At 49.1% G+C, this 16,290-nt stretch carries 17 protein-coding genes; 11 read left to right on the plus strand and 6 right to left on the minus strand.

Features of this window, described 5'->3' with window-relative positions:
• Window positions 1-70 precede the first annotated feature (70 nt).
• Both JVX88_RS18330 and speA read right to left on the minus strand, forming a co-directional pair.
• Complete coding sequence (locus tag JVX88_RS18330; protein WP_211619627.1) at window positions 71-1,132, minus strand: deoxyhypusine synthase family protein; 1,062 nt, start codon at window positions 1,130-1,132, stop codon at window positions 71-73.
• A 95-nt stretch (window positions 1,133-1,227) separates the two neighbouring features.
• On the minus strand, window positions 1,228-2,283 hold the full coding sequence (gene speA / locus JVX88_RS18335) for a biosynthetic arginine decarboxylase (RefSeq protein ID WP_211619628.1): 1,056 nt from the start codon (window positions 2,281-2,283) through the stop codon (window positions 1,228-1,230).
• On the opposite strand from speA, the gene JVX88_RS18340 reads away from it, so the two are divergent.
• Window positions 2,250-5,075, plus strand: coding sequence for a beta-ketoacyl synthase N-terminal-like domain-containing protein (locus JVX88_RS18340; protein ID WP_225931113.1), 2,826 nt, complete (start codon window positions 2,250-2,252; stop codon window positions 5,073-5,075). The genes speA and JVX88_RS18340 overlap by 34 nt on opposite strands.
• Here JVX88_RS18340 and JVX88_RS18345 read toward each other — a convergent pair.
• Window positions 4,965-5,840: an extracellular solute-binding protein gene (locus JVX88_RS18345; RefSeq protein WP_211619630.1), complete on the minus strand. Its 876-nt coding sequence runs from the start codon at window positions 5,838-5,840 to the stop codon at window positions 4,965-4,967. The two genes, JVX88_RS18340 and JVX88_RS18345, sit on opposite strands and share 111 nt — an antisense overlap.
• Window positions 5,841-6,526: 686 nt before the next feature.
• Between JVX88_RS18345 and JVX88_RS18350 the strand changes: the two genes are divergently transcribed.
• On the plus strand, window positions 6,527-7,207 hold the full coding sequence (locus tag JVX88_RS18350; protein ID WP_211619631.1) for a GntR family transcriptional regulator: 681 nt from the start codon (window positions 6,527-6,529) through the stop codon (window positions 7,205-7,207).
• An 84-nt stretch (window positions 7,208-7,291) separates the two neighbouring features.
• Window positions 7,292-7,780 (plus strand): transposase, encoded by a 489-nt coding sequence (locus tag JVX88_RS18355; RefSeq protein WP_211619632.1) that lies wholly within the window; start codon window positions 7,292-7,294, stop codon window positions 7,778-7,780.
• Here JVX88_RS18355 and mltG read toward each other — a convergent pair.
• The gene (gene mltG / locus JVX88_RS18360; protein ID WP_211619633.1) at window positions 7,719-8,897 is read right to left on the minus strand and encodes an endolytic transglycosylase MltG; all 1,179 of its coding nucleotides are present in this window, start codon (window positions 8,895-8,897) and stop codon (window positions 7,719-7,721) included. The genes JVX88_RS18355 and mltG overlap by 62 nt on opposite strands.
• Window positions 8,898-8,947: 50 nt before the next feature.
• On the opposite strand from mltG, the gene thpR reads away from it, so the two are divergent.
• Window positions 8,948-9,511 (plus strand): RNA 2',3'-cyclic phosphodiesterase, encoded by a 564-nt coding sequence (gene thpR, locus JVX88_RS18365; RefSeq protein WP_211619634.1) that lies wholly within the window; start codon window positions 8,948-8,950, stop codon window positions 9,509-9,511.
• 9 nt (window positions 9,512-9,520) lie between these two features.
• Here the strand turns inward: thpR and JVX88_RS18370 are convergent, their stop codons facing one another.
• Together JVX88_RS18370 and JVX88_RS18375 are read right to left on the minus strand one after the other, a co-directional pair.
• A complete protein-coding gene (locus tag JVX88_RS18370; protein ID WP_211628763.1) occupies window positions 9,521-10,051 on the minus strand; it encodes a glutathione peroxidase in 531 nt (176 codons plus the stop codon).
• Between the two features lie 116 nt (window positions 10,052-10,167).
• Window positions 10,168-10,581 carry a hypothetical protein gene (locus JVX88_RS18375; protein ID WP_211619635.1) on the minus strand — a complete coding sequence of 138 codons (414 nt, stop codon included), beginning with the start codon at window positions 10,579-10,581 and terminating at the stop codon, window positions 10,168-10,170.
• Window positions 10,582-10,604: 23 nt separating this feature from the next.
• Between JVX88_RS18375 and JVX88_RS18380 the strand changes: the two genes are divergently transcribed.
• From JVX88_RS18380 to JVX88_RS18410, 7 genes are all read left to right on the plus strand, one after another.
• Window positions 10,605-11,300 carry a phage baseplate assembly protein V gene (locus tag JVX88_RS18380; RefSeq protein WP_211619636.1) on the plus strand — a complete coding sequence of 232 codons (696 nt, stop codon included), beginning with the start codon at window positions 10,605-10,607 and terminating at the stop codon, window positions 11,298-11,300.
• Window positions 11,300-11,617 (plus strand): hypothetical protein, encoded by a 318-nt coding sequence (locus JVX88_RS18385; RefSeq protein ID WP_211619637.1) that lies wholly within the window; start codon window positions 11,300-11,302, stop codon window positions 11,615-11,617. Before JVX88_RS18380 ends, JVX88_RS18385 begins: the two co-directional genes overlap by 1 nt.
• 31 nt (window positions 11,618-11,648) lie before the next feature.
• Window positions 11,649-12,050, plus strand: coding sequence for a GPW/gp25 family protein (locus tag JVX88_RS18390; protein ID WP_211619638.1), 402 nt, complete (start codon window positions 11,649-11,651; stop codon window positions 12,048-12,050).
• Window positions 12,050-13,249 (plus strand): hypothetical protein, encoded by a 1,200-nt coding sequence (locus JVX88_RS18395; RefSeq protein ID WP_211619639.1) that lies wholly within the window; start codon window positions 12,050-12,052, stop codon window positions 13,247-13,249. The genes JVX88_RS18390 and JVX88_RS18395 overlap by 1 nt, the downstream gene beginning before the upstream one ends.
• A gap of 101 nt (window positions 13,250-13,350) precedes the next feature.
• A complete protein-coding gene (locus JVX88_RS18400; protein ID WP_211619640.1) occupies window positions 13,351-13,599 on the plus strand; it encodes a hypothetical protein in 249 nt (82 codons plus the stop codon).
• 1,003 nt (window positions 13,600-14,602) lie between these two features.
• The gene (locus JVX88_RS18405) at window positions 14,603-15,406 is read left to right on the plus strand and encodes an SDR family NAD(P)-dependent oxidoreductase (protein WP_211619641.1); all 804 of its coding nucleotides are present in this window, start codon (window positions 14,603-14,605) and stop codon (window positions 15,404-15,406) included.
• Window positions 15,407-15,832: 426 nt separating this feature from the next.
• Entirely contained in the window at window positions 15,833-16,189 is a 357-nt protein-coding gene (locus JVX88_RS18410) for a hypothetical protein (protein WP_211619642.1), read from the plus strand.
• Window positions 16,190-16,290 lie beyond the last annotated feature (101 nt).

Raw genomic sequence — 16,290 nt, forward strand, 5'->3', positions numbered from 1 at the left:
GTTCAATGGCCGTTTCAATTTTAGAGTTGCTGTATATGTACGTCGTCGCTAAAACAAAAAGATATCTAGATCACGGGACGTCTATGGTCATATCCTTGCCTGAAAACGCGAAGTTCGGGCGTTTCCTGCCTTTCATGAATTTCGCCGCGGTTTGGGAAAGTGCCGTGATTATCATTGGCAAAGCGATGGAAGGATCTGCCGGGACGAAGGCAGTAGTTGCTCCCTTACCGAGTTTGCCAAAGATACTTGTGTGCCCGCCGCTGTAAGACGGTGTTCGAGTGTCAAGCGGAACCGGATCAGTCGTGATAGAGATCGCATATTTATGACCCCTTGGGTTCGTTCGGGTTATGTAGGAGGCGATCTCGGTCATATTTACCATACTCTGGCTGTTGATGCTTCCGAGCGTTATCATTCCCGATATGCGCGTCTTTTGCGCGATCGCCATCATATCCAAGGCGTCCTGAGTGCTGTCAAACATGAACTGCGGTTTCTTTTCAAAACGTGCTCGGGCAAGACCGACGGCCAGTTCGCTTCCGAGGATGTCCGGACAAAAGATAGGGATCCGAGCCTTGAAAGCAGATGTCATTATGCCGTCTTCGTGTGCGATCTCCGCGAGCTCCCGGCCCATCAAATGGAGGAATTCCCTTACCGAATATCCGCGTGACTCTTCCAACTGATTTATTACGCTTCCGATCCACTCATCAGCTTCGTGATATTCTTCACGATTCGCAAGTACGTCGCCGATACGCATTATCTCGGCTGTATCCAGTTCCTCATCCGACATACTCGGATGAGCCTGATAGTGGTTGCGGCCCAGCGTTTCGTGAATGTCGTGAAAAAGGACAGAGCCTGACATTATCAGAACGTCAACGAAGCGGTTTTTTATTACGTATGCGAGCAGACGCCGCATACCTGACGTTATCAGATTTCCCGAGCCACATACATAGATCGTAGTGTTATCGTCCAGCATATCAAGCCAGATCCGATGGGCCTCAGCCAGCTGTTTGGCACCGAAGCCGGCACCCTCCATTTTCTCAAGAAGACCCGCAACGGAGCGGTCTCGGTCGATGGGGACCGAACGGGTCGGCACGGTTAGGAATTTTGAAGACTTAGTTTTCTTTTGAGCTACCATAATTTAAGATATGCGATCGATCGAAGCAGCCGTTACCTGTCCAATAATTGCGTAGTTCCAACGGGTACGGCCAAAGAACCATTCGGTTTATCACACTACTCAGCATCCTTGCCATTATGGGAGAGATACGTGTAGCTTTCTGCTTGGTTCTCGTAAAATTCGATCAATTGATTGCCTTCCTTTGTAGAAAGTTCTCCTTGCTTTATGCGCTGCATAACTGATCGCCGAAACTGATCATGCAGATGGTCTGCATCAAAGCGAACCGTCGCAAGCGAGTCGGCGAGCGTAGCGCCATAAATGACCTTTTTAATAATGTGGCCATCTTCGCCGATGAATATATGAGCCTCATGCGGTACTCCAAAAAGATTATGGTTATTGCCCATTACCTCTTGGTAAGCCCCAACCAGCATCATTGCAAGATAATACGGCTCGTTATCGACGAGCTTGTGCAATTCAAGAACCGGCTTGACGTCGTGCAGATCGACGAACGTATCGACAATTCCATCAGAATCACACGTTATATCACATAGCGTAGCATATTCTGTCGGCTTTTTGTTGAGTTTATGTATTGGAATAATTGGAAATAGCTGTTCTAGAGCCCAATTATCCGGCATTGAGCGGAAAACTGAGAAATTCGCGAGATATTTCGCGCACATAAGACGTCGAAGTTCGTCAAATTCCTCTGATACGTATTTCTTCTGCTGTGCAAATTGGTCTGCTTTTTCACAGATGTCCCAAAACAAGACCTCGCCTTTGCCCTTGTCTTCCAGCGTGATCAATCCGAGATTGAACATCGTGAAAAGTTCCTCGCGATGTTCAAGCGCATCGTGGTAATACTCGCGATAATTCTTGCTGTTAATGGTCTCGCGAAGGTCGTGAAGCTCCTTAACGACCTGCGGGTCATCCTCATCCACCTCCATCGGGGTGAGATCTTCGACGACTGTTTCGATCTCATCCTGAATATTTGTGACTAGTATGGCGTGATAAGCGGAAAGATAGCGGCCGGATTCTTGGATTATTGTAGGATGCGGTACATTCTCATCATCACACACTGTTTTGATCACGTAGATAACGTCATTCGCAAATTCCCGAGCGTTGTAATTAGCGGATGATTCAAATGAGGTGCGAGAGCCATCATAATCAACGGCCATTCCGCCGCCGACATAAGCCAATTGCGAACACTCAGGTTTATATTCTAGATGATTATCTCCAACCGGTTCCAATCGGCGTCCCAGGAGAGCTATACATTGGCGGGGATGGGTTGGCGCGGGAGTATCTCAACCAACCGGAACTGACTCAAGAGCGATTTATTCCTAATCCCTATGATGCTGATCCGACAGCACGGCTCTACAAGACAGGAGATTTAGTGCGCTATTTGCCTGATGGCAATATTGAGTTTATTGGGCGACGCGATTTTCAGGTCAAACTGCGGGGCTTCCGCATTGAGCTAGGTGAGATTGAAGCCACGCTGAGACAACATGAGCAGGTGGCCGATGTGATTGTGATTTTGCAGGAAGATCGACCAGGCGATAAGTGTCTAGTTGCCTACGTTACAGCCAAGGGCGAGCAAGCACCTGGGGTGAAACAGCTAAAAGACTATCTCAGAGAACGAGTAGCCGAATTTATGGTGCCTGCTGTTGTGATGGTGCTGGATCAGCTGCCCCTCAGCCCAACCGGAAAAATCGATCGTCGGGCCTTACCCAAGCCAGCGATTCGGTCTGCCCCAGTTGATGGAATTGCCCCGACAACCCCCAGCGAACAGATATTGGCCGAAATTTGGGCTGGCGTACTGGGAATCGATCGGCTCAGTGTCGAGGAGAATTTCTTTGAATTGGGCGGCACCTCGCTGCTAGGTTTACAGATGATTGCCCGTGTGCAGAAGCGCTTTAATTCCCAGATCCGGGCTGTCAAACTTTATCAATATCCAACCATTCGAGCCATGGCCCGCTATCTAGATCAGGAGCAGCAGACGGGCCTACTGACCTTTGGTCAGAACAATCAGATTGGCGACTCCCCAGCCCTTCACTCGACCGCAGCCCGCCCAACAGCCACGGGTGACATTGCCATTATTGGCATGGTGGGTCGATTTCCTGGTGCAGATAGCGTCGAGGAACTGTGGCAGAATCTCTGTGCTGGAGCTGAATCCATCACTCGCTTTAGCGATGCCGAATTGGACCCAATTGATGATCAGGAACTGCGAAGCGATCCCCACTATGTGCCAGCCAAGGGCATTCTAAAAGGGGCAGAAGAGTTTGATGCGGCCTTTTTTGGCATCAGCCCCAAAGAAGCTGAAGTCATGGATCCCCAAGCGCGGATATTTTTAGAGCTGGCCCACGCCGCGTTAGAAAATGCTGGCTACACCTCAGCCTATACTGGCTTAATTGGGCTATATGCCGGCTCAGGACAAAACACCTATTTTGAGCGCCATATCTGCGGGCGTAAAGACATCATCGAGCCACTGGGTGCGTTCCAGACCATGCTGGCCAATGAGAAGGATTTTGTCACAACCCGCACATCCTACAAATTGAATCTGACCGGACCCAGCATTAGTATTAGCACGGCCTGTTCCACCTCGTTGGTCGCGGTGATTCATGCCGTACAGGAACTGCGGAGTCGTCAATGCGATCTGGCTTTGGCTGGGGGAATCTCCATCAGTACGCCTCAGAATACGGGTTACCTGTATCAGGACGGTGGCATGCTCTCTCCGGATGGACATTGCCGCCCCTTTGATGCTAGAGCGCAGGGCACCCTGTTTAATAACGGAGCTGGGATTGTTGTGTTGAAACGGGTTGAGGATGCGCTGCGGGATGGTGATCGCATCTATGCCACGATCAAAGGAGTGGGAATCAATAACGACGGTTCTGATAAGGCCAGTTTCACTGCTCCCAGCGTGCATGGACAAATGGGAGCGATTGTTAGAGCTTATGCAGATGCCAATATCCACCCAGACACCATCTCCTACATTGAAGCGCATGGAACTGCTACACCTCTAGGCGATCCGATTGAAGTTGAGGCACTGACTCAAGCTTTTCGGACTCAGACTACAGCGACTCAATTTTGTGCCATCGGGTCTGTAAAAGGTAACGTAGGGCATCTGGTAGCTGCCGCTGGCGTGACTGGCTTAATCAAAACTGCATTGGCACTTTATCACCGCAAACTTCCAGCAAGCATTAATTTCGAGTCTCCGAATCCCGAAATTGATTTCGCCAACAGCCCCTTCTATGTCAACAGGCAGCTAACCGATTGGCCGGCTAGAGAAACCCCTCGACGCGCTGGCGTCAGTTCCTTCGGAGTAGGAGGAACCAATGCCCATGTGCTCTTAGAAGAAGCGCCGCTAGCCGAGGAATCAGCCCCACCCTGCCGCCCCTATCAACTGCTGCTGCTTGCTGCTAAAACTGAAACGGCTCTTGAACGGGCAACTGCTAATCTGCGCCTCTATCTTCAGCAAAACCCTGCTGTTAATCTGGTCGATGTCGCCTACACCCTGCAAGTGGGACGAAACGGGTTTAACTACCGCCGTTTTGTACTGTGTCGAACTCGGCAAGAAGCGATTGCCGATCTGGAGACCCTACCAGCCCATCGCAGCGCCACTCGCTACACAGACCGGCGTGGTCCGGAGGTGGTGTTTATGTTTCCCGGCCAGGGAGCGCAGTATGTCCGCATGGGGCAGACCCTTTATCAAAATGAACCGGTTTTCCGGACTGCGATTGATCGCTGTGCCCATATCCTTCAGCCCTTACTCAACCGCGATTTGCGGCAGGTGCTATACGCGGCAGAATCGCCAGAAACTGCAGCTGAACTGTTGCAGCAAACGGTTTATACCCAGCCTGCCCTATTTGCCGTGGAGTATGCCTTGGCTCAACTTTGGCAAAGCTGGGGAGTTCAGCCCATTGCCATCTGGTACCGCCCACTCAATCGAAACTCCCTTTGCCTTCAGGGCTAGAGCGTCGTTATGCCAGATTGGCGCAATATCTACCTCGCCCTGCTGGAACAGAGTTGAGAGCGCACCCGGATTAGCCGCCACGCCGCCAAGTTTGGGCAGCATTTGCTTCAGGGCTGCAAACGCAGGTTCGATATCAGATTCACTACCACCTTGCAGTTTGCCCAGCTCTACCATAAATGAAGTACCCAAAATGCTATTCATGCTGACCAGACCAATTTGCCCGTCTAGGTTCGGATCTAGCAGTGCCTGCCAGGAAGATGGCGGTGTTTTGATTCGTTCTGGGTTATAGCCAATGACCACGCCCTGCATGTAGAAAGTCGGTGCCAGTCCCTTAGCGTTGATAAACAATGGGTCAATGTTGCTAAGGTTAGTAATCTTGTCCGCCGGCAAAGGCTGGAGTAGTCCTTCTTTGAGGGCAATATCGGTTTGCCCGTCATCTAGAATCACCACATCAAATGGTGGATTATCGGGTGCCGCCTTGAGGCGCGCCACCTGCTCAAACGCTAGCAACGGCACAATACTCAATTGGCCCTTGCCCGATTGGTTAAACAAAGACGCATACTCTCGAAACAGGGCTTCAGTTGTGCCAGGAAACGATCCCGTCACAATCTGCCCACCTGCTCCTGCAGTTGGTGATTCTGCTTGAGTGGTGCCGCCAGGACCAGCTGCCGTATTGCAGGCTTTGAGTGCCCAGCTCGTACCTAAAAACAGACCTGTTCCAAGAACGGTACGGCGAGACATGCGCTGCACAAATCGATTCGACATCAGATATCCCTCAATGAACGTTTCATGTAAGATAAGCGCGAATGATCAGATAGAACCGAGCCGTAGAATTGAACAAGACATAACTAGAACATCAACTCAAATCGGCGTTTGAGATACTTATACGAAAACCTCGGCAATCTGGGGAAAGAGATTGAGGCTGCCATCAGACTGCCGGGTAAACAGCGAAATAGTCACATCGCAAATTAAAACACTAGACATAGAGCAAAAAGCTTTCCCTGATTAAGTCCGTCACAGGTGAACAACGAGAGCACTCAACGTGTAATTTGATCGGGTTGCAATTTGATCGGGTTGAGTAGAATCTGAGCTGCGAAAACTTGGATATGCAAATCTGAGCATTGTGCAACTTAAATGGTGCTTGGCGACTGTTAGCGCGGCTACACAGACAGGATCTGCGCAGGTTCAAAACCAGTGAATGGGCTAGAGTCTGCGCCGGCGGACATCGTTTGCGTAGTGGCGGTTTCAACCGCTAGATGATTAAAGTTGCACATTGCGTGAGCATTGCTCAGCAATCCTGGTGATCGATTCCTGTTCGATCTTTTGCCACTATACCGGCAGCGTTTAGCAGAAAACGTTATACAGGCTACAAAATATAGCATATATCATATATGATCCATGATTTTTCAGAAATGGCATAATAGTGACTGTGAATTTAGGAGCAACCAGCCTTGGCCAAACTGCAACTCGGTGCGTTAAACAAGTTCCCCCGCACCACGCACGCCACGGTCACTGAACATCTGCGGCAGGCCATTCTGTTGGGGCACTTGCCGGGTGGAACTCGTTTGGTTCAGGCCGAATTGGCAGAAGCCTTGAACGTTAGCGTTACTCCCATCCGAGAAGCTCTGCGAGAACTGAGTACCCAGGGGTTGATCGAACTCGATGCCTTCAAGGGGGCAGTGGTCCGGATGCCCACCTTATCTGAACTGGAAGAAGTGTACGAAATGCGGGCCGCGCTGATTCCCCTCAGTGTCAAACGAGGCATTGCTCAAATTACGCCGCAGCAGATTCAGGAAGCCGAAGCCCTGCTGGATCAAATGGAAGCGACCTCCGATCACGAACAGTGGGTTGATCTGAATCGCCAGTTTCACAATTTGTTGGACGATGCTACTCAAACCACCCAACTCCGACAAATGCTGCATCGGCTCTCGGATTTAGCTGCGATTTACATCAATCTTTCCTTCAGCGAGCAGCCGCTTCGTAAAGCAGAATCTGAACAAGAGCATCGCGCTATCCTACGTGCCTATCAACGCAAAGACACAAAAGCCGCCACCAAGTTAATTTTGAATCACTTGAATGGTACGTTAGATGCTGCTCGGAACGCAGTGACGAATCAACTTGCGTCGGCTTGATTATGCTCAACTTGTCTGTTTAGGTAGGCCAAGGTAGACAAGAGCCATTTTGGGGAACGATGAGAAAGATAAGTTGTTACATCTATGCCTTCTCACTACGATCCCAACAAGCATCACCGTCGTTCGATTCGACTAAAAGGCTGTGACTACACCACAGCAGGGGCATATTTCATCACCCTTTGCACCCATCAGCGCGAGTGCTTATTTGCAACGATTGAGGATGGGCAGGTGCAGTTGAGTTTGTTTGGGCAGGTTGTCCAATCCTGTTGGTTGAGATTGCCACAACATTTTCGGTCGGTGGAACTGGATGCCTTTGTGGTGATGCCGAATCATGTGCATGGGATCATTTGGTTGGGTGGGATGGATTGTAGGGGCGAAGCATTTGTATCAAGATTCACAACAATGTCAAAGGGGATCAATACAAATGCTTCGCCCCTACCAAGGGATGGAACACAACCGGGGTCAATTGGTGCAATCGTGCAAAATTTCAAATCGGTTTCAACCCGTCGCATCAATCAACTGCGCAAAACGGCGGGCACACCTGTCTGGCACTATTTTCCTGCTCCCGCTTGATGCGTCTCTGTTCTTCGAGCCAGCGTTGATATTCGGCCTTGCCCTTTTCGAATTCAGCGGCGGAGGCATAGAAGTGGTGCGAACCGTCGTTTTTCTGTACGTTGAGCACGTAAAAGATATAGTTCGTTTCGGCTGGATTCAGAGCGGCCTCGATCGCGCTGATAGAAACACTTGAGATCGGTCCGGGCGGGATGCCGCGATATTTCCGCGTGTTGTAGGGTGAATCTGCCTCGATGTCGCTCTTATGGATCGTGCCATCCCATCGGTTCTGCATTTTCGCTACATAGACGACCGTTTGATCGATGCCAAGCGGAATATCACGCTTGATCCTGTTGTATATTACTGAGGCAACTATCGGCCGCTCGCTTTCCACCGGCGATTCCGTCTCGATCAGCGACGCGATCGTAACTATTTCGTGCGGAGTCCGGCCAAGAGCTTGGGCACGTTCGTTCCATTCGGTTTTCCACATTTTCTTGAACTGATCGACCATCATTTTGATCGCCTGTTCAGGGCGGGCATCGGCCGGCAGCTCGTAAGTGCTCGGATAAAGATACCCCTCAAGGTTGCGTGCCTGCGGTGCAATTTCGCGGATCATTTCCGTCTCTGCCATCATCAGCAATATCTCCTGTTCGGTGGTAGGAGGATCCGTCGGCAGCTGTTCTGCCAAGCGTTTTGCGATGTCGAACCGCGTAAACCCCTCAGGTATGGTGATCCGTTTTGTTTGGACGGTGCCTTTTTCCAGTTCTTTCAAAACCTCGAGCGGTGATATCGGCGACCGAAACCGATACTCGCCTGCCTGAAGTTTTGTCGGATCACCGACCAATCTAAGATACAATTTCAGAGCTAACGGCGATCTTATCACGCCCTCTCCCGAAAGTTTGTCAACTATACCAGAGGGTGAGGTGCCGCGTTCAATAGAAATGAATTCTTCAGATCTGGAGTGTTCGGCCGGCGTACTAAGCGATCTGACCATGGAATAACCGATGGCGATCGCTGCGACCAAAAGTATCGCTAAGCCGACAAACAAGAATTTCACCAACTTTATCATCAAGTAAAGTTTATCAAAGCCGCGTTTCCATTTGCACCATATAGGAGCCTTGTCAGTTGAAGGCTGCATGGAATTTGTGCCTTTTGAGAAGAGCGATCATCTAGTTTAGTCTCTTCGCAATGAAACGCATTTTTGCCGCGATCGATATTTCGGAAGAGTCGAGAATTAAGGCCGCAGAACATATCGTGGCACTAAGGGATGTTTCCCAAAAGGAAAGGATACGTTGGGTCAACCCTGAGCTATTGCACATCACGCTGATGTTTGTTGGTGAGATAGACGAAAGATCTTTCTTCCGCTTTGTATGGACCGTAGAAAATACGGCAAAGAATTTCGTGCCGTTTGAGATAGCTCTTTCTAATGCCGGAATATTTTTAAGGTCAGGTATTGCCAATGTACTTTGGCTTGGTGTGGATGATGATTCGGGGTCGCTAACGGCGATCGCCAAGCAGATGTCAATGGATTTCAGCTCAAACCTAGTTGATGCGAACCGGCGATTTCGACCACATCTGACCATTGCGCGGTCCAAATATCTATCAAATAAAAGTAAGACAGTCTCGGAACATCTAAAACGCGGTTTTGGACCAATTAATGAGCGAGTTTCAGAAATTGTGATCTACGAAAGCACTCTATTACCGCAAGGACCGATCTATAAAGTGCTTTCGAAAACTAAGCTTGGCACCTAAGTATATTGATCAGTTGTCAGCAAGCGCTGCTTCGACCTTCTCGATCACTTCTGGGGCGTCGGGAAGTGTTCGCGGGCTGAAACGCGCAATGATCTTGCCGTTTCTATCAGCTAGAAACTTCTCAAAATTCCACGATATATCACCGTCAAAACCCGGATTTGTGTCTTTGTGGGTAAGGAATTGATAAAAAGGGTGTTGATCCGAGCCTTTCACGGATATCTTCGCGAACATCGGAAAACTTACTTTGTAATTCAAGGTGCAGAATTCCTTTATCTCGGCCTCCGTGCCGGGCTCCTGTCCAAGAAAGTTATTTGCCGGAAAGCCAAGTATCACAAACCCGCGATCCTTGTATTTTTCGTATATACGCTGCAAGCCCTCATACTGCGGCGTTAGACCGCAACGGCTGGCCACGTTCACTATCATTGCCACTTGGCCTTTATACTTTTCTAGTTTGACGTCTTCGCCGTCAATATTCTTCATTGTGAATTCATACATAGACCGCTCTGACCGTGCTTCTGAGGGGGACGGGTTTAGGATCATTCCATACCTGTATGCCGCCGCAAAAACACCGAAACCCGCAGCTGCGAGTACTCCGACACCAATGATGACTGACCAACTCATATCGTTTTACTTCGTTTCTCTTCTAAAATCGGATGCTACTTATTTAATTCCCGAGGACCGCGGGGCGGCTGAGGTAGCTGTTCCGCTTTCTCACCAGTTTCCGCGAAGATTTCCTTTAACGATCCAACGCTTGCCATCAGCGAAGATGTTTCGACCGGCATAAATATCACCTTTGAGTTTTGGGTTCGTGTCATATCTCGGAGAGATTCGATATAACGCTGCGTGATGAGATATTGTGCCGTTTGGTCTGCACTCCCGATCATTTGGGCTATCTGCTGTATTGCCTGTGCTTCGGCATTAGCTGCCATCAATCTGGCCTGAGCTGCGCCATCCGCCTGCAATATGGCCGAGTGATCGACATTAAGGGAGTCGGTAAACTCTTTAGCGGTTCGTACTACGTGACAGCCACCACGCATCGCTACCATGCCGAAACGGGATACGAAACTCATTTCACCGCACAGAGGAATGCTCTATGAATTGGTTTGATTTGATTCGCGATTCAGAATCCCACGAGGCGTTGGTTGGCCGCATCTATGGTGTAGCCATCGGCCTCGTGACGAATAACAAAGATCCAGATAAGTTGGGTCGCGTCAAAGTAAGATTTCCTTGGCTGAGCGACAAGGATGAGAGCCACTGGACGCGCATCGCCATACCAATGGCTGGCAAAGATCGGGGTCTGTATTTTCTGCCAGAGGTAGGTGATGAAGTATTAGTCGCATTCAATCAAGGCAATCTTCACGATCCTTACATCTTAGGTGCGCTATGGAATAAAACCGACCGCCCTCCTGCCACCAACGAAGATGGAGAAAATAATATTCACATGATTAAATCGCGTAGTGGACATACCATCACTCTAGATGACACTTCAGATCAAGAGAAAATAACTATTTGCGACAAAACAAAAAAGAACCAAATCGTGATTGACTCGGCAAAGAATACAATCACAATTCAAGTCGAGCAGGAATTGACCATTGAAGCTAAAGGAAACATTACCCTCAGAACTAGCGGTGGTGATGTGGCCATTACCTGTCAAAACTTCTCAGTGCAGGCTCAGCAAAAATGTCAGATCAAAGCAGCCGCCAACCTGGATCTGGAAGCCAATACCGGACTGGGCGTCAAGTGTCTGGCTGGTGTGAACGTCAATAACGGAGCGCTGGAGGTGATCTAATGCCGGGATATGTTCTACATCTAGGAGCAACAGTAATGTGCATACATAGCGGACAGGGGCAGCCCACCGCTCCCAATCCCCGCGTTAAAGTCATGGGGCAGCCGGTGGTGACGCAACCCATTCCCTACACAATCGCTGGCTGTAGCAATCCCCCTACAAATCTGGGACCCTGTGTCACTGCCAATTGGCTGACCGGATCGGTTCGCGTCAAAGTGATGGGACAGCCGGTGGTATTGCAAAGTAGTCAGGCGATTTGTTTACCGACGGGTACACCGTTGAATATTCTGATCACTCAATCCAGGGTGAAAGCGCAATGAACCAGCCCGCTTGCAAAATCGGAGAAGCACTATGGCGAAGCCTTTCTTAGGCGTTGGGTTGAAGTTTCCCCTGGAATGGAATAAAGCAGGGAATTTTCAGCAAGCCTACTATGAAGAGACTGTGCATCAGTCGATTTGGGTGATTCTCAGCACTGCCAAAGGCGAGCGCGTCATGCGGCCAGAGTTCGGCTGTGGCATTTATGATTTAGTGTTTGAACCCTATGCAGATTCAACCCTGGGCAAAATCTCTCTAGCCGTGCAAGAGGCATTACTGCAATTTGAACCCCGAATTGATGTGCTGGAGGTGCAGATTGATCCAGACTCAGATCCAGCGACCGGGCTGCTGCTAATCCGAATTGAGTATCAGGTGCGAGCCACCAATAATGTCTTTAACCTAGTCTATCCCTTTTATCTAGAACGGAGTGCGTTCTGATGGTCAAACCTGCTGCCAAGATTGATTCACGAAATGCTCAAGAGATTGTGCAGCAGATTCAGTTTCTGATGGCTGAATATATTCCCGATCACGTTCCTGGTCAAATTGCTAGCGAAGCTGTTGATCCGATCGCTAATCAGGTTTTCAATCCGGTTGCAATCACTCAAGCAGATATTCTACCTTCGTCAAGCATCAATGCCGCACTGGTGCAGATTTTTGCCCGGTTTGCCGAACTGATCATTCAGCGCCTGAATCAGGTGCCCGATCGCGCGCTGCTGGCCTTTTGGGATTTGCTGGGAGCATCCCGTCTACCGCCCCAATCGGCCCGTGTTCCCATCACCTTTTCATTAGCAACCGGAACCACCGTGGGGGCAATCGTCCCGGCGGGAACTCAGGTGGCAGCACCGCCTACAGCCGGCCAAGCAGAACCCGTCATCTTTGAGACCGAGCGTGAGTTAATCCTGGCTCCGGCTCAGTTGCGCTCGCTGCTGGTGTTTAACCTAGAGCAGGGATATTACCAGCATGTGTCGGGAAATCAAGAAGAATTGCGGCCCAACGTGCTGCTGTTTCAGGGCAATCAACCGATCGAACGCAGTTTCTATATCGGGCATCGTCACCTGTTGAGCTTTGCTGCGATCAAAACCGTAACACTGACCCTGATCCTAGAGCGCGGCTTCGGAGAGCGTCCCCAGATAGAGTGGCAAATTTGGGATGGCGCGAATGGCATCAGCCTGTCTGCGGTCAAAGATGAAACCCGGAACTTGACTGAACCCGGCAGCCACAGGCTGCAATTTACCAATCTAGCGGCTGTTCCCCTCACGACCGTCGATGCTGTTGAAAATCGCTGGTTGCGCTGTCGCTTGCTAACTCCAATTACCACCGCACAACAGGCGCGAGCGGATCGAGTGCGTGATAGCCAACTGCCAGTGATTCAGGACATAACAATGCAGGTGGAGCTAGCAGAAACCAATCTCTCGCTCGATGCTGCTTTTGCGAATCAAATTCCCCTCGATCTGAGTCAGGATTTTCTGCCGTTTGGAGAGAGACCGCAGTTTGGCGATACGTTTTATCTGGCTAGCCAGACGGCATTTTCCCAGCTCGGAGCCAGGATTACACTAGAAATTGATATCAGCAATCCCCATACCTCCTATTCGGAGAAAGACTCAACGGCATCCTATCACTGGCATGACGTGTTTTAAAGGCCAGAGTTGCTAGTAAAACTGAAAGATTCACTAGAACGTTGGCTGAATAGTTCGCTATGCTAGCATGACTGACCATTGACCGCATTGGCTTCAAGCGTATGCAGCCTAAAACAAACAAGCAGTTTGGCTGGTTTGGCCTGTTGATGATAGCCGTTATCAGTGGATTGATCGTCAGAGTTGTGGGCGATCCCCTGGTTGAAATGTTCAGCCCCAAAATCGCAGATTTGACCGAAGAGGCCGGGGAATGGCTGGAAGATTGGTTCGAGGAAAGGGAATGGCGTAAGAAACTGCAAGACTGGCTGGATTCAGATTCTCAGCCTGACCGAAATCGCTCATTCTGGCATTGAAGTCATGCACTACCCCCAAGAGAGACAGGCAGATCATGAGCCCCCACATCTGCCTGTCTCGTTACCTGGGTAGGATTCCGGTAAAGAATCCTTCTCTTCAGGCTATCCTGATTATCCAAATGGATGGCTAATTTGCGATGAAGTAACCGCGAGAATTTCGTGAATATCCAGGTTGACAAGCAAGGTTGTATCAGTTTCACCGAGTAGCCCGCGCAGGCAAGTTTTGTCTGGATAGACGCAGCCTTAGCAGGCCAGCATCAGAAGTTTTCTCAATCAATCAGCCTAGTCAGTGAGTGAACGGAGCAATAGAGCATGAATCGTATTGCCCCGCTCCCTTTCAACAACGACTTTAATAAAGTCAAACCGCGCCTTACCGAAAATCGATTAGCACTGAGCTAAGCACAATAGGACACAGAATCAAATGAACCAAATGTAAACTTATGTAAAGTATCGGCTTTTTTGTTAAGAAATATTGCAGGATTTTGATCCCCTTGCTAGCGTTGGAGAGTCCTGGTGATTCCAAATAGGTACGCCAAATAGGTACGACTGTTGTAGGAATATAGGAGGTCAACTTATGGATCCCATCCAAAACTGGCTTCAAGTCCAAAACCTTACCTATCAAGTGCAGTTTGTTCTGTGGAAACCAGTACTGTTTAGCTGCTAGAAGCAATGGTTTAGCTTTTTGCAGCTCATGAATCTAGCTCATATTTATTGGGGGTTAAGAAGATCAACGCTAGATTCACACCAGATTCACAAGTGCACACTAGTATTGTTTTCAGTGTTATTGCTTTGTTTTACTCTACTGCAACCGTGACTACAGCTGTAGCGTAGAGACAGCAATACAAGATATAGCAGCACATTCCCGTAAGGATATCGCCCTAATACTGAGTAGCGGTATCGAGTTCATATCGTCGAAATGTCACTGAAGTATCACTGAAGTTGTTCTCAGTTGTTCTGCAATCTTGTTGAGTGCAGAATCGACACCATTCTGGAGGTTCTTGAGATGAATATTCAAGGAAAAACGGTGCTCGTGACCGGAGCTTCTCGTGGCATTGGACGTGCAATTGCGCTGGAACTGGCCAAACATGGAGTTAAACGGTTGCTGCTGCTGGCCCGAGATCATCAACGCCTTATCGCTGTCGCCAAGGAGGTTGAAGCATTGGGTGCAGAAGCGATTATTTTGCCGTTAGATTTGTCCCAACCGGTTGAAGTGAATATTGCAATTGCCCAAACCTGGCGGGATTATGGCCCGATTCATTTGCTGGTCAACTGTGCTGGGATTGCTCATCAAACTCCCTTCTTGCAATCAAGATTGGCTCATGTGCAGGAGGAAATTGGAGTTAATTTGGTAGGAATGTATACCCTAACCCATTTGATCGCCCGCCGGATGGTAGCCCAACGACAGGGCACCATCGTGAATGTTTCTAGCCTCATGGGTAAGGTAGCCGCTCCGACTATGGCGACCTACTCGGCAACGAAGTTTGCTATTGTGGGCTTCACGCAAGCATTGCGCAGTGAACTAGCAGGTCACAATATTCGTGTCGTTGCCTTGTTGCCGTCTCTTACCGATACCGATATGACCCGCAATTTGATCTGGTTTCGTTGGGTGATTCCTACAACACCGCAGCGAGTGGCGCAAGCCCTGATCGCTGGCCTACAAAAGGACTCCCCCGAAATTCTGGTGGGATGGCAGAGCCATTTAGCAGTATGGGCTAACCGAATCGCGCCGCGACTGCTGGAAAAGGTGTTGCGGCTGGCCGCCCCTCTACCCGAAACACGCCTGAGATTCTATCCCAAATTCAGGTAAATTGCCCAATCGCAGCATTACAGGTGGCAGGAGGCTTCCCTACCCTTTCACTACCCTTTTACTCGGTGAATGCTTTTAGCTGCTGGATGTGCGGGGAGTTCTTCAGCTCCCCCTTTCGCCTAACTGTCATCAAGAGGTATGCTTCAACCTAGGTATCAAATTAAACAATTGACCCATTGCAGCAACAGAAATTGACGTCAGGCTAAACGCAAGCAGGGTTCAACCTTTTCGGCCTAGAGTTCGGCCTAGGGGCTGACATATTACTTTTGCGGAATTTCTATTCATTGAACTTAATGATGGGTTTATAGGTTTAAAGATAAGATCAAATTAATTCAAAGGAATCAAATGGTAACTTCTTTTTATGTAGTTTGATAAACCTTTGAAGACAGTTTTTCGTACAGATCTTTACATGGGGGAGTAACGATCATGATTACGACAGACAGATGTGATGTTGAAGTAGCGTTTGAAACGCGCAACCATAAAGGCCACTTTATCCAAGAAAGGATTGCTGAGCTTCAGCCATTGCGAGGCCAGTGTTTTAGCAACTTTTATTTGTATCTAGCCCTAAAAGCACTTGAAGCGAGTCAATCTCGCTCTAGCAGCCTTAAAGCGATTCGCTACTTGTTACAGGCTGTGAAGTATGATCCTTCCCTGCCCCGCCGCCGTCAGTTTTTAACCTTATTAACTTTGGTAAAAGCATTTTTAGGGGTTTTATTTTCACCACAAATTGCTCGACAACAGCTATCGCTCATCAAAAAGCAGCGCCAAGTCATAGCGCAGTAATTATTGCAAAACAAAATTGTAGAATAACGATTGGCTCTATATAGCAATCTGATTTGAGCTATAGAAATTGGAATAAGAAGGCGACTAAAGAACCTGACTAG

The sequence above is a fragment of the Leptolyngbya sp. 7M genome (assembly GCF_018128485.1).

Excerpts from the sequence above, each read along its gene's own strand:
- JVX88_RS18330 (WP_211619627.1), bottom strand. The coding sequence starts at position 1,132 with ATGGTAGCTCAAAAGAAAACTAAGTCTTCAAAATTCCTAACCGTGCCG.
- JVX88_RS18340 (WP_225931113.1), top strand. The coding sequence starts at position 2,250 with ATGAGGTGCGAGAGCCATCATAATCAACGGCCATTCCGCCGCCGACAT.
- speA (WP_211619628.1), bottom strand. The coding sequence starts at position 2,283 with ATGGCCGTTGATTATGATGGCTCTCGCACCTCATTTGAATCATCCGCT.
- JVX88_RS18345 (WP_211619630.1), bottom strand. The coding sequence starts at position 5,840 with ATGTCGAATCGATTTGTGCAGCGCATGTCTCGCCGTACCGTTCTTGGA.
- JVX88_RS18355 (WP_211619632.1), top strand. The coding sequence starts at position 7,292 with ATGCCTTCTCACTACGATCCCAACAAGCATCACCGTCGTTCGATTCGA.
- mltG (WP_211619633.1), bottom strand. The coding sequence starts at position 8,897 with ATGCAGCCTTCAACTGACAAGGCTCCTATATGGTGCAAATGGAAACGC.
- thpR (WP_211619634.1), top strand. The coding sequence starts at position 8,948 with ATGAAACGCATTTTTGCCGCGATCGATATTTCGGAAGAGTCGAGAATT.
- JVX88_RS18370 (WP_211628763.1), bottom strand. The coding sequence starts at position 10,051 with ATGATCCTAAACCCGTCCCCCTCAGAAGCACGGTCAGAGCGGTCTATG.
- JVX88_RS18375 (WP_211619635.1), bottom strand. The coding sequence starts at position 10,581 with ATGAGTTTCGTATCCCGTTTCGGCATGGTAGCGATGCGTGGTGGCTGT.
- JVX88_RS18380 (WP_211619636.1), top strand. The coding sequence starts at position 10,605 with ATGAATTGGTTTGATTTGATTCGCGATTCAGAATCCCACGAGGCGTTG.
- JVX88_RS18385 (WP_211619637.1), top strand. The coding sequence starts at position 11,300 with ATGCCGGGATATGTTCTACATCTAGGAGCAACAGTAATGTGCATACAT.
- JVX88_RS18390 (WP_211619638.1), top strand. The coding sequence starts at position 11,649 with ATGGCGAAGCCTTTCTTAGGCGTTGGGTTGAAGTTTCCCCTGGAATGG.
- JVX88_RS18395 (WP_211619639.1), top strand. The coding sequence starts at position 12,050 with ATGGTCAAACCTGCTGCCAAGATTGATTCACGAAATGCTCAAGAGATT.
- JVX88_RS18400 (WP_211619640.1), top strand. The coding sequence starts at position 13,351 with ATGCAGCCTAAAACAAACAAGCAGTTTGGCTGGTTTGGCCTGTTGATG.
- JVX88_RS18405 (WP_211619641.1), top strand. The coding sequence starts at position 14,603 with ATGAATATTCAAGGAAAAACGGTGCTCGTGACCGGAGCTTCTCGTGGC.
- JVX88_RS18410 (WP_211619642.1), top strand. The coding sequence starts at position 15,833 with ATGATTACGACAGACAGATGTGATGTTGAAGTAGCGTTTGAAACGCGC.